Source organism: Boseongicola sp. (assembly GCA_014075275.1).
Classification (GTDB): Bacteria; Pseudomonadota; Alphaproteobacteria; order Rhodobacterales; family Rhodobacteraceae.
Map to the genome: position 1 here is coordinate 154,021 of CP046179.1, position 12,086 is coordinate 166,106.

General features: G+C 54.9%; 9 protein-coding genes and 1 pseudogene. 3 read left to right on the forward strand and 7 right to left on the reverse strand.

What is annotated here, in order from left to right:
* The 4 genes and pseudogenes from GKR98_00805 to GKR98_00820 form a co-directional block, all read right to left on the reverse strand.
* Window positions 1-520: pseudogene (locus GKR98_00805) on the reverse strand (arsenate reductase (azurin) small subunit).
* A 171-nt stretch (window positions 521-691) separates the two neighbouring features.
* On the reverse strand, window positions 692-1,942 hold the full coding sequence (locus GKR98_00810; protein ID QMU56873.1) for a response regulator: 1,251 nt from the start codon (window positions 1,940-1,942) through the stop codon (window positions 692-694).
* Entirely contained in the window at window positions 1,939-3,375 is a 1,437-nt protein-coding gene (locus tag GKR98_00815) for a sensor histidine kinase (GenBank protein QMU56874.1), read from the reverse strand. The genes GKR98_00810 and GKR98_00815 overlap by 4 nt, the downstream gene beginning before the upstream one ends.
* 3 nt (window positions 3,376-3,378) lie before the next feature.
* The gene (locus tag GKR98_00820) at window positions 3,379-4,227 is read right to left on the reverse strand and encodes a PhnD/SsuA/transferrin family substrate-binding protein (GenBank protein ID QMU56875.1); all 849 of its coding nucleotides are present in this window, start codon (window positions 4,225-4,227) and stop codon (window positions 3,379-3,381) included.
* Window positions 4,228-4,541: 314 nt separating this feature from the next.
* Here GKR98_00820 and GKR98_00825 point away from each other — a divergent pair, with 314 nt between their 5' ends.
* From GKR98_00825 to GKR98_00835, 3 genes are all read left to right on the forward strand, one after another.
* Window positions 4,542-5,063, forward strand: a complete 522-nt coding sequence (locus tag GKR98_00825; protein QMU56876.1) for a hypothetical protein — start codon at window positions 4,542-4,544, stop codon at window positions 5,061-5,063.
* Window positions 5,064-5,374: 311 nt separating this feature from the next.
* On the forward strand, window positions 5,375-7,168 hold the full coding sequence (ggt, locus tag GKR98_00830) for a gamma-glutamyltransferase (protein ID QMU56877.1): 1,794 nt from the start codon (window positions 5,375-5,377) through the stop codon (window positions 7,166-7,168).
* A 460-nt stretch (window positions 7,169-7,628) separates the two neighbouring features.
* A complete protein-coding gene (locus tag GKR98_00835) occupies window positions 7,629-8,672 on the forward strand; it encodes a hypothetical protein (GenBank protein QMU56878.1) in 1,044 nt (347 codons plus the stop codon).
* On the opposite strand, the gene GKR98_00840 is transcribed toward GKR98_00835, so the two are convergent.
* From GKR98_00840 to hydA, 3 genes are all read right to left on the reverse strand, one after another.
* Window positions 8,656-9,465 (reverse strand): AAA family ATPase, encoded by an 810-nt coding sequence (locus tag GKR98_00840; GenBank protein QMU56879.1) that lies wholly within the window; start codon window positions 9,463-9,465, stop codon window positions 8,656-8,658. The two genes, GKR98_00835 and GKR98_00840, sit on opposite strands and share 17 nt — an antisense overlap.
* 162 nt (window positions 9,466-9,627) lie before the next feature.
* Complete coding sequence (locus GKR98_00845; GenBank protein QMU56880.1) at window positions 9,628-10,539, reverse strand: dihydrodipicolinate synthase family protein; 912 nt, start codon at window positions 10,537-10,539, stop codon at window positions 9,628-9,630.
* A gap of 104 nt (window positions 10,540-10,643) precedes the next feature.
* On the reverse strand, window positions 10,644-12,077 hold the full coding sequence (gene hydA, locus GKR98_00850; protein ID QMU56881.1) for a dihydropyrimidinase: 1,434 nt from the start codon (window positions 12,075-12,077) through the stop codon (window positions 10,644-10,646).
* Between the last annotated feature and the right edge of the window lie 9 nt (window positions 12,078-12,086).

Sequence of the window (12,086 nt, forward strand, 5' to 3'; positions counted from 1 at the left end):
TCAGAGCACGTTGCTGAGACGGCCGTAAATAAGCTCGTCCACGCCCTCGGCGTGGATGTCGCCGCTGGCGTCTATGCGGAAGTAGAAATTGTGGTAGGTTTTGCGTTGCATGTCCCCAGGTCTGCTGGCCGCCTGCTTCGCAATCAAAGCGCGAGAAGTGACCCGGGCAATTGAGCGTCTTGTCGCCGGGATTATACTGGAGCCACCACCCTTTATGTGGGCACAGAACCGAATAGGCGACAATGTCTCTGTCCGGGCCAGCTCCGCCCTCGACAGCCGAACCGAGCTTGATCAAAATGCCGGGGCTGTCATCATCTGGATAGGCGATGTCCATGGGTTCGTTGACGGCAAGGTCGGCAACGTTTGCAAGTCGATTAGATGGGTAATCGAGACGCGCACCTGCGGATGCCGCTTTTGCTTCGGTCCCGGAGACGGCCAACGCAGCCGCACCCGCTGTTGCAGCCGCACCGCCGCTTAAGAACTGGCGACGGCCAACGTCGACAAGTTTGTTGCATTTCATGAGAAGTCTCCTCCTATTGACTTGGCCATAGGTTAGCCCGGATCGGGGGCGTCAACGCCGCCGAAACTTGGCTGCAAAGCAGAAACAACTCATTGTTAATGAATAATTAAAACTGGATGTTCGGATTTACGAACGACGGCGCAGCGTGATGTTCGGAAATCCAAACATTGATCACAGCTTGTATCGTTGCATTTTCTCCCAAAGAGTCGTGCGGGAGATATTCAGCATCTTCGCAGCCTCGCTGACGTGCCCGTCCGCAGCCGCCAGAGCGCGCTGAATTTCGGTTTTCTCAGCTTCTGCGCGTGTGCTGGCCAGCGGCCTTATGACAGTTTCTTGCCGAACGTCCGAAAGATGTTTTTCCGCCAGTTCCGGAAACAAATCAGAACTCATGAGAATTCTGCTCTGTGATAAGGCGACGGCACGCTTAACCCGGGCCTTCAACTCGGCTCCATTTCCGGGCAAAGGATGGGTTTGCACCGCGTCGAAGCATTGCGCGCTGATGCCATCCAGACGCATTCCTTCGAGTGCGTTTGCGTGATCAAAAAACCTGTGTAGCAACCATACAGCGTCTTCAGGGCGTTCGCGAAGCGGTGGTATGCGGATCTCGAAAGCGCTCAGCCTTAGTGACAGGTCCATTCGCAGATCGGCCCCTTGATCGGTATTACTTGAGACTTCGCGCGCGGATGCGATGATCCTCATCGGCAATTTGCCGGCATCCAGCGTGTTGAGAAGATGAGCCTGCGCGTTTGCACTGGCACTTGACACAACGGACAGCAAAAGCGTACCGCTCGTGTCCTTTTCGAGCATCTCAGTCAGAACTGTCGCATGTTTCTCTTCCGGGATACGGGCAAAATCAAGTTTTTGGTATTCGGCAGATTTTCGAGCCGACTGATAGTGAATGGCCTCGGCAAGAAGCCCTTTTCCGGTTCCCAGTTCACCCTTTATCAACACGGGCAGATCCAAAGCTGCAGCGCGAGCAACTTCTGTTTCAACATGTCTGGCAACATCGGAAACTCCAACGTTTGCAGTTGTTTTGTTATCAAGTCTCGATGGTAAAATTTGTGCTAGTCGGTCCAGAAACACGTCCATCTCGAACGGTTTCACAAAGTAATCTGACGCACCACTGCGCATTAATTTCACAGCCTGTTCAACTTCGCCATGCCCCGTAATGAACAGGAACGGCGGCGGGTTCCCGTGGTCGCAAAGTGTCTGATACAGATCCCCTCCATCCCCATCTGGTAGTTTTATGTCGGACACAACGGCGTCAAAGGATCTGTAGGGCGTTCTGATTGCTCCCAGCGCGACAGCATGGGTTTTCAGCCAACTAATTCGCGCGCCTTCCAGCTCCAACCGGTGAACCAAAGAGCCGCCCATGATTTCATCGTCCTCAACCAGGGCAATATGGCGACCTTCGAATTTCATGCGGCGTATCCATGCTCAGAGTCTGGCTGCAATCGAATGACAATCTCGGTGCCGCCATTTTCATGCGTCAGAATGTCGATCTCGCCCTGCAATTCACCAACAAGATCACGCACCAGCCGCAGACCAAGCCCGGCTCCCGGATTGAGGGGGGTTTCAGACAGCAGAATGTCTCTGGAATCCGCTGGCAACCCTGGCCCTTCGTCGGCAATGCGGATGATCAAGCAACCGGAGGGATCTTCGGTGACGTTTAGATGCAACGTTCCATTTTCAGGTGTGGCAGCCGACGCATTCAGCAGCAGGTTTAGCACAATTTGCCGGACGAGGCCGTTTGAAAAATCTGCCAGTACCGGGTCAGTGGCGCCAATATGTCTGACCAGTTTTTGAGACTTTTTTCTTAGTTCGGGTTCGAGCAGCAGGGCGATGTCTTCGAAATCACTTGTTGAGAGCGCAACTGCGCGCCGATCAGTGCGATAAAAGTCAAGAGTTCCGCGCGCGACGTCAGCGATTGTTCTTAGCCCCCGTTCAATAAGCTCAAGCGATTTGCCAAGCGCCTCGGGGCTGTCTTGATAGCGTTTCGCCGTGTCTACCGCATTCAACAGACCGCCGAGGGGGTTGTTGATTTCGTGTGCAAGCGTTGATGACAGTCGACCAAGGCTGACCAGACGTGCCTGCTCGGACAAGCGCGTCATGGCCTGGCGCCGTTGTTCTTCGGCACTTACCAACTGATTATATCGTGCAAAAAGCTCTCGGAATTCGTTTCTATCCGAAGGGAAAAGAGCTTCCGGTATCGGTTCAGGATGCCCGTTGTCGCCCTTCATGTAGTCTGAGATCGTAGAAACGTAACGAAGCATTCGCCGGATTAGAAAAAACCCGGCAATAGAAAGCAGTAACGTTGCAAGTGCGTTGCCGATGAATAACGACCATATCGCCGACGACCTTTCAGACAGGTATCTTGTGACATCAAATTCGGCATAAACAGACCCGATGGGCTGGCCCTGATAGTTAATGTCGCGACGGACCCAAAGACTTTCTCCGGTTAATACCAAAGAGACTTTGTTGACGTCCCCGGCGGATTGAATCGTGTCGGGCAGCGCTGAACCATTTGAGTATTTCTCTGGATCACCGGCGGCCAACACAATTCCCGAAGCATCAACAACAACCAAGTTGTTGACCGGAATGGCTGCACCATCGCCCTTGAATTGCTCAAGGATGGCAAACGTTGTCCAAATGTCTTCGTTCAATACCGAGGGTTCAAGCGTGGCCGAAAGCCCTGTCAGGAATACCGTTGCGACAGACTGCAAGTTCTGGTCTTGCGTTTTGGACAGGCGTGACAGGACGTGTTGTGAAGCAATCGCGCCCACCAGGATCAGTAAAAGAGCAGCCGCCAAGGGCGCGCGGATCTTTATTGGCAGATAGTGGAACGTCCAACGCATCGCCTAGTTTTCTGCATCTAGCAATGCCATCCGGCTCCGGATCGGCTCGAACAAATTGGGTGAAGGCACCATAAACCGGTCAAGTTGCAAAAGACCCAGGATGGTCCTTCCATCATCCGTCTCATTCATCGACAAAAGCGCACTCTTAACGGCCAGAACGGCTTCGGATTCTTTTTTGGATGTCAGGCAGGCAATGGGTGGAAAACCCATCCATTCGCTTTTCCAAACAATTTGCGTGCGCATCGTTAGCTCCGGCTCGGCGACATTCATCGCCTGCCAGACATAGCCATCCACGCTTCCCGAATGGCTTAGTCCAGCCGCGACAGAGCGCACAACATTGCGGTGCCCAAATGTATAGAAAGTCTTTTCAAAGAAAGACGCGGGCTTGTGCCCACGCTTTATCAATTCGGATTGCGTCACCAGGTAACCGGAATTCGAATCCGGATCCGAGTATGCGTGCACATCGCCTTCAAGCGCCTCAAGATCGTCGATGGTCCGATCGGCACGGGCGATCATATAAGCCTGGTACAGCGGTTGGCGTTGCCAAACCGGCACCGACAAAATGGTGAGCCGGTCTTCGTTGCGCAAATACGGATAGCCACAAATCCACGCGGCCTGCAATTCGCCGGCGATCAACAATGACGTAATTTCCTGGTAAGTTTTCCTGAAGACCAACTCGATTTTCCCGCCGAGCGCGGTCGCCAAATACTGTTCCAGACGCTGCAATAATTCGCGGTCATTGGTCAGGAATACCGGAGTCAGTCCGAACTTGAGCACCTTGTCTGTAAGTGCAAGGCTAGGCGCTGCCAAAAGCGAGGCACCGGCTGCGAAAGTAAATTGCCGACGGAACATTCAGATCCTCCGCCGTGGATACTCGCACAGAAACGACGCGCGCAGCAAATTTTTTCGGCGGATGCGACGGGGCGCGGCGTGATCAGTGGTAGTTCTCAGAGCTGTTAGAGTCTGCTTTAGAACGAGATATTTTTGACCGACTGGTGGGCGAAGACAGTCTTTATCGTCCGGCGCTTCGCCTGTTTTTGAAGTTTCAATCCGCTAGGGGCGGCGGGGGCCGAGAGATCGACAAACTTTTTAAGGGCTTCGATCAGGTTTCGGAAGTAATTCAGATATTCAATTTGGCGAGGGCGTTTAATCGGCGATGAAGCGGGATGATGACCGTCGGTCGAAACGCCAATGCGCATAATCTTTTCATCCGCGGCTTTTCTGAACCAAAAACCGATTTCGGGTTGGGCAATGACAAGAATGTAGTTTTCATCCGGTATGATGAACGAGGCATTGGTTCGTCAGACTGGCACGTGGATAATGCAACGTATGAAGACTGGTTCGCGATCTTGAATGCCTTGTGGCTCATTTGGGGTTGGAACGGTCCATCTATCTTTTCGGTGTTTCTCGGGGTGCTTGCATTGCCATCGATTGTGCCGTTCGCCATCCTGCAGCAGTTCAGAAACTGGTCATTTATGGTGGATTCTCTCAGCGTTGGCGGTTCGCCAAGGATGAACAGGCGATTGTGCAACCCGTCGCGAAGAGCATGCTCTTCCAAACCGGCTGGAGCAAAAAAAGCCCAGAGATTTGGCGATCGTTCACATCCAGTTTCATTCCGGTTGCTACGCAGGAACAATCAGACTGGTTCTACCAGTTGCAGCACCAACGTTGGTTCTTCTGGCCCGTAACGACACTGAAATATCCGCGCAAGTTGGCAGGTTCATTGCGTCAGGACATCCGGGCGCGCGCCTTGTTTCTCTCAATAGTAAAAACCATATTTTGCTGGAAGCGGAACCAGCGTTTTCACACCTGATTGATCACATAAGGCGATTTCTGGTCGAGTGATCACGGTCAATTGCACAGCGCGAAATTGTCTTGGTTGTGCACCTCAATCCAACCGCAATCGCCGCGAGCAATTTCCATATTGCATTGCATAAGTGTTGCATTTTGCGGCCGTGACGTCAGCATTGGAGCATTGCATGTATTGAGGATTCCAAAAATGATACGCACTCTTCTTTCATCAGCGGCACTTGCGACTTGTTTGCTTACACCGTCGTTCGCACAACAAGCCGCAGATGCCGTTTCTCCAGAAGTTGCCAGCGGCTTATCCAAATTCGATTCACTTTCTGAGGCGGCGCAGGCTGCTCTTGCCGCCAAAGAGGCCGGGACGCCAACGGTTGCTGACAACTGGATGGTCGCGGCAGCGAATCCACTGGCAGTTGAAGCCGGAGCCGCGGTTTTGCGCGATGGTGGCACCGCTGCAGATGCCATGATTGCGGTTCAAGCTGTTTTGGGATTGGTTGAGCCGCAGTCATCGGGCCTGGGCGGCGGCGCATTTCTAGTTTGGTACGACGCGAATTCTGGCGAGGTCACGACGCTGGATGGCCGCGAAACCGCGCCATTGGACGTCACTCCGACATTGTTCCAAACCCCCGACGGCGAACCCATGGGATTCTGGGATGCTGTGGTCGGTGGCCGCTCGGTCGGGACTCCGGGCACGCCAATGTTGATGGAAGAAGCACATACCCGTTGGGGCCGGTCCGATTGGGCCGGGCTATTTGAGGCGGCTATTTCCCTGGCCGAGGACGGTTTTACTGTATCCGAACGCATGGCCAGCTCAGTTGCCGGTGGGGCCGAACGCCTACAGACGTTCACGAAGACCGCTGACTATTTCTTCCCCGGAGGGGAGGCGTTGCAGGCTGGCGACATGTTGGTGAATGATGAGTATGCAAATACTCTCAGGCTGATCGCCGCGCACGGAAGCGATGCCTTTTATACAGGACCGATTGCTGACGATATCGTGGCAACCGTACGAACAGCAGCTGGTAACCCCGGTGTTCTCAGCGCAACTGACCTTGCTATTTATAGTGTAGTCGAACGCGAGCCAGTTTGTGTGACATACCGCGCAAGCGAGGTTTGCGGCATGGGCCCGCCTTCGTCGGGTGCGCTTACTCTAGGGCAGATTCTGGGGATGCTGGATCGTTACGATCTAGCGGCCATGGGCCCTACAAGTTCAGATGCGTGGCGCCTTATTGGCGATGCATCGCGTTTGGCGTTTGCTGATCGCGGGCGTTTTATGGCCGACAGTGATTTTGTTCCAATGCCTGCGGAAGGGCTGACTGCGGATGCGTATCTTGATGAACGCGCTGCCCTACTTGGCGGCGAAATGGCGTTGTCCGAGGTCTCGGCAGGGTCTCCAGAATGGGACCACGCAGTTCTTTGGGCCGATGACGAGTCCCTCGAGCTACCATCAACGTCCCATATCTCGATCGTTGATCAGTATGGGAACGCGTTATCGATGACGACAACCATCGAAAACGGCTTTGGATCGCGCCTCATGGTTCGCGGATTTCTTCTGAACAACGAGCTAACGGACTTTTCATTCCGCACTCAACGCGACGGACTTCCGATTGCGAACCGTATTGAGCCGGGGAAGCGCCCTCGTTCTTCCATGTCTCCGACGATTGTATTGCAGGACGGCGCCCCCAGTCTGGTGATCGGCTCGCCGGGAGGGAGCCGGATTATCGGGTACGTGGCGCAAGCGATCATTGCCCATTTGGACTGGGGAATGGATGTTCAACAGGCCGTCTCAATGCCGCATTTGGTTAACCGTTTTGGGACATACGACCTGGAGGACGGAACAGATGCAGCTGCTTTTGAAGATGCGCTGACGAACATGGGGTTCAAGGTCAATTTGCGCGGCCTGAACTCGGGATTGCACGCCATTCAGGTGTCGGAAACTCTGAGCGGTGGCGCCGACCCCAGACGCGAAGGTATTGCTTTTGGAGAATAGCGGGACGCAATACCATTGCGTATCTAAATAATGCAGGTGCGGTTGCCGGATTTTGCGCCTGACTCAGTGGTGGGCTATTTGAGCAGGCCCGGGTCAGGGCGAGTGTGATGTGCGGCGGTGAGGAGCCTGCGTAATCCTTTTAAGGAGTCCTGCGGGCCGGTGGGGCAAGCCAATCAACTTTGCGGGTCCAGCGGTGTTTTTTCGCCTCAAAAGCGTTGGACTACTTGCATGGGCATGTGGTGCGGGTCGATGGTGGATGGGTGGGGCGTAAGAGAGATCAAAGGGTTTGCCTGTCTAACGTCGACAATAAAGCGAAAGCGATAGCTTCGGCGTGGTTGTTTGACACGACTTTGCCCTGATTTGCGCGTGAGCCGACACATAGCACAGGAAATGATCGTTTTGGCCCCTTGGGTGTGAACACACTGTCTCTTGTGTGCGGACAATAGACCCTGATTGCGCCATGATCATGCCACCGATTTCGTCGAGAAAAGAGGTGCACAGGCGGGAAGGCAAGGGTCGGCAGGTGAATTTGGGATTGTCCAACAAGATTAGATCACCGCGTTTGTGGCTTGCCACGGGCGCGTTGCTGATAGTTGGGGCCAGTGTGTTGGGGTATCATCGCGATCAGGCAGTGGCTGACAATTTATTGGCCTCCAAGATGGATGTTCCTGATCCGGTCATGATTCAGAATTTCGACGGTTCTGATGACACCAATCTGCTGGACGAAGTGCATGTTTTGGTTGAGGCCGATCCCGATCAGATTGTTGTTCTGGATGCCGAACAAAGCAAGCTGGGCCGATCAGTTGCAATGTTGCCCGTTTACGCCGTGGGGGCAGGTAGCCGTGCTCGGGCACTAGAGTATCAACACAACATTGCGGCCAAAGCCGACGTAAGTACGCCGCATCGTCCTGTCGCTCGTGGAGCGGCGGATCAGGATGTTGCACCGGTCGCCATGCTGATATTTGATCTGGCCGAAAGACCAGCATTGCCGAATTGGCTGGATGGATACGGATTGACATATCTGGGTTCGGGATTTGATCGGAAACTTATCGCTGTGCGTGGAGCGCGATTTGATCGCATGATCTGGGAAACGCCCATTCTCGGTGCCAGATTTGACGAAGCGGTCACTGAGATTGCTGGCGAGGTGCCGGTTGCGTTGATCGCGCCCTATGTGATTTCGCGGGATGTGATATATGCGGCCCCGGATTTTGACCGTCAGATCGCGTTTCTGACAATGCTGGGGCTTATGTCGATAGGTCTGGGTGGTGCCCTGATAGTGTGGGGATTTTTGCCGGGATTGCGTTCGAAAGAGGTATCTCAACCAGTTTCCCGTGCGGTCGATCACGAGGTCGGCGATCTAAGTGGGCTTCGGGCCGGGCTATTCTTTCAGCCCCTTGCCAGCCAGGACGATCTATTATTCGCCGAAAAGCCCAAAAAGCGTCAGGGGCGCGTGGTTTCCGACAGGATCACTTCGGCGGTGAACAGGATCAGAAGTCGACAGTGACACCGGGCAGGTGGAGCTCTTTCACCAGCTCGCGCAATTCCTGACGGGCAGCGACGTTGGATAGGTTCAGGTTTTGAATGCCAATGTCTTTCAGATCGAGAAGGGTTAAGCCGCGCGGGAAAAGTTCGCGGAAAATAACGCGTTCGGAAAATCCAGGTGCGACGCGGAACCCAATGCGTTTGGCAAGCGCATCCACAGCCTGAGCCATTTTCTTTTTATTGTGCATCTGTTGCGCGCCCACGCGGTTGCGGACGACAACCCAATCGATGGGGTCGAGGCCAGCCTGGGCACGTAACTGGCGGGCGTTCCAGACCATTTCAGAATACACCGAAGGCCCAAGGATTTTGTTGGCGCGCGTGTCAATTTTGGCGAGGAGGTCGAAATCGACGAAGCTGTCGTTCAGCGGCGTAACCAGCGTGTCGGCCAGCGAATGGGCAACCTGACTGAGGCGGGTATGGGACCCCGGACAATCAATCAGGATGAATTCTACTTCGCGCTCCAGGCCAGTTACTGCCGCCGACAGGCGTTGATCGTAGACGTTTTCGCCGGGTTCCAGGCTGTCGGGGCGAATGTTGGGAAGTTCGCGGTAGATCGGGCTGGGCAAGTTCAGATTTTCGGCTTCGACGAATATGCGCCGGTTTTCGACATATCGCCCAAAACTGCGCTGTCTCAGGTCAAGGTCCAACACTCCGACTAGGTGCCCCATGCGGACCAATGCGGTCGCGATGTGCATCGACACGGTGGATTTCCCCGCGCCGCCTTTTTCGTTTCCTACGACGATTATGTGGGCCACTGCTGCCTCTGATCTTGCGGCGATTCAATATCTTTGCCGATTGGCGGCACTATATGTTGTGTTTGGATTTAAGAAAAGCGTCGGTTGCCGCGTTGGGTGTGAAAATTGCTTGGGTGAGACCCGGTTGCCCGACCGCATTGCGTCGGAAGCGCCTGTTATCTTTCAAGCACGGTTCAGGCGTTCGGTCTGGCGCGCGATCAATGTTTCGATTTCAGCAATGCTGGCGGTGCTGAGTTTTGGCCCCGGAGCCCGGACTGCGGCATGAGCAATAGCCCCGCGCTTGGCGAGGATATACTTGCGAATGGCAAGGCCCAGACCCGGTTGGCTTTCGTACCGAATGAGCGGCAAGTAAGCGTCAAAGATATTTCGGGCCGCAATTTCGTTACCGCTTTTCATCAAGGTCGTAACATCGCGCATCATTTCGGGGTAGGCAAAGCCGGTCATTGCGCCGTCCGCACCGCGCAACATCTCTTCCAATAAAAACTGACCACCATTTCCGCACAGGATTGATATCCGGCGTGCACCATTATCCGAAGCGGCACGCAAAGCGGCAATCTTTTCCAAGCCCGGCCAGTCCTCGTGTTTTAGCATCACGCATGACGGGTTCTCTTCGACGATTTGAAGGATGACGCGGGTGTCGATCTGAACATTGGTGACCTGGGGAAAGTCCTGAATAACCCAAGGTGTCGATCCAAGTTTTTGGCCAAGCGTGCGGTAGTAACCTGCGATCTGAGCATCAGTGCGCAGGTTGCCGGGTGGCGCGATCATTACGCCAGCAGCGCCTTTATCCATTGCGACGTTGGTCAAGGATTCAATTGCCGCGAAGCCGGGTGCCGAGACGCCGACAATGACAGGCACCGTGGCGCGGGCGCAGACCTGCTTGATGACTGTGGCACTTTCCTCGGCAGACAACTTGCCGGCTTCACCCATGATGCCAAGGATCGTCAGACCGGTGGCCCCGCGCTCCAGATAGAAATCGGTCATGCTGTCGAGGCTTGCGACGTCCAACGATCCATCAGGTTGAAAGGGCGTTGCGGCGATGGTGAAGACGCCCTTGGCGGTTTCGTCAAGCATATGTCGGCTCCGGTTGGTGGGTTGCGATCACGTTAGTTTGGTGGGCGGCCATGGCAACACCTTCCTTGCGACAAATTTCGAGGAGTTTGAATGCTGGGCGAGCGTTATGAGATTGCGGCGGTGTATTCGTCGGCTGGGGCGGCATCTGTTGTGACTCCCATTCGATCACGGCTTAGCCACTGGCCGCTACCGGGCGAGCCAACAAATGCGCCGTCGGATACAACGGGTGTGCCGCGCAGGTAGACAGAGTCCACCTGGCCGATGCGCTGGCGGCCATGCCAGGGGTTATAGCCGACGTTGTCGCCGAGGTCGTTGTCACCATAAGTCGATTGTGCGTCTGGTTCCCAAATGACCAGATCGGCGTCGTATCCAATGGCGATGTCGCCTTTGTTGGCCAGGCCGTGGATCTGGGCGGGCGCTGTGCAGCAAAGGGTTACGAACTGCTGCGAGGTGATTTTCCCGCGTTGCATGGCGTCAAACATAAGTGGCATGCGCACCTCAAGTCCGGGCAATCCGTTGGCTATTTCGGCGAAGGTGCTTTTTGGACCGTTGGACAGTTTTCCTGTGTCGTCAAAGCGATAGGGCGCGTGGTCAGAGGACACCAGATCAAGAGTGCCGTCCGCAAGGCCGTCAAACAGTGCAATCTGGTCATCTTGGGTGCGTTGTGGCGGCGAGCACATCCATTTCGCTCCGTCCAGTCCTGGCTTTTCCAGAGCAGCATCGGTCATGAAAAGATAATGGGGACAGGTTTCCGCCCAAACCGGAACGCCCCGTGCCCGAGCGGCGCGGATGCTTGCGACGGCTTCGTGGGTCGAAATGTGGAATAACATGACAGGTGTTGCGAAATACTCCGCAAATCGGATCAGGCGGTCGACGGCTTCAATCTCGGCCAAGCGAGGGTGGGAAATGGCGTGATGCTTTGGCTGTGTTTTACCATTGGCCAGAAGTGCAGATTTCGTCCAGCCAATAAGCCCGTCGTTTTCAGCGTGCACACAAACAAGAGCCTCGGCTTCGCGGGCTACGGCCAGCACATCGCAGATGTCACGGTCAGAGAGTTTGATGTTGTAGGTTGTGAAAATCTTGATCGAGCGGTGGCCAGCGGCAATGAGGTTTCCAAGGTCTTTTATGACATTTGGTTCGGCGAGATCGTTCAGGATGATATGAAAAGCGTGATCGATGCTGGCCCCACGGCGCGCGCGCGCCGCGTAGTCGGCAACAGCGGCCCGAAGTGTTATGCCCATGGTTTGGGGCGCAAAGCTGATCACCGATGTTGTGCCGCCCAGTGCCGCTGACCGTGTGGCGGTTTCAAAAGTGTCCGCGTTCATCAGGCCCATTCCGGACATTTGCTCGATGTGGGCGTGCGCGTCGACGCCGCCGGGGGTGATGACCTTGTTGGTCGCGTCAATCTCGGTATCGGCATGGGCATCGATCTGGCCAATATCAGCGATTTTGCCGTTGCGGATTGCGATGTCCTGGGAGTCATTGGTTGTCGCCGTCAGCACCCGGCCATTTCGCAGGATTAGGTCATAGTTGCTCATACGTCAGGA

Excerpts from the sequence above, each read along its gene's own strand:
- GKR98_00825 (QMU56876.1), top strand. The coding sequence starts at position 4,542 with ATGATGACCGTCGGTCGAAACGCCAATGCGCATAATCTTTTCATCCGC.
- GKR98_00835 (QMU56878.1), top strand. The coding sequence starts at position 7,629 with ATGATCATGCCACCGATTTCGTCGAGAAAAGAGGTGCACAGGCGGGAA.
- ggt (QMU56877.1), top strand. The coding sequence starts at position 5,375 with ATGATACGCACTCTTCTTTCATCAGCGGCACTTGCGACTTGTTTGCTT.
- GKR98_00815 (QMU56874.1), bottom strand. The coding sequence starts at position 3,375 with ATGCGTTGGACGTTCCACTATCTGCCAATAAAGATCCGCGCGCCCTTG.
- GKR98_00845 (QMU56880.1), bottom strand. The coding sequence starts at position 10,539 with ATGCTTGACGAAACCGCCAAGGGCGTCTTCACCATCGCCGCAACGCCC.
- GKR98_00810 (QMU56873.1), bottom strand. The coding sequence starts at position 1,942 with ATGAAATTCGAAGGTCGCCATATTGCCCTGGTTGAGGACGATGAAATC.
- hydA (QMU56881.1), bottom strand. The coding sequence starts at position 12,077 with ATGAGCAACTATGACCTAATCCTGCGAAATGGCCGGGTGCTGACGGCG.
- GKR98_00820 (QMU56875.1), bottom strand. The coding sequence starts at position 4,227 with ATGTTCCGTCGGCAATTTACTTTCGCAGCCGGTGCCTCGCTTTTGGCA.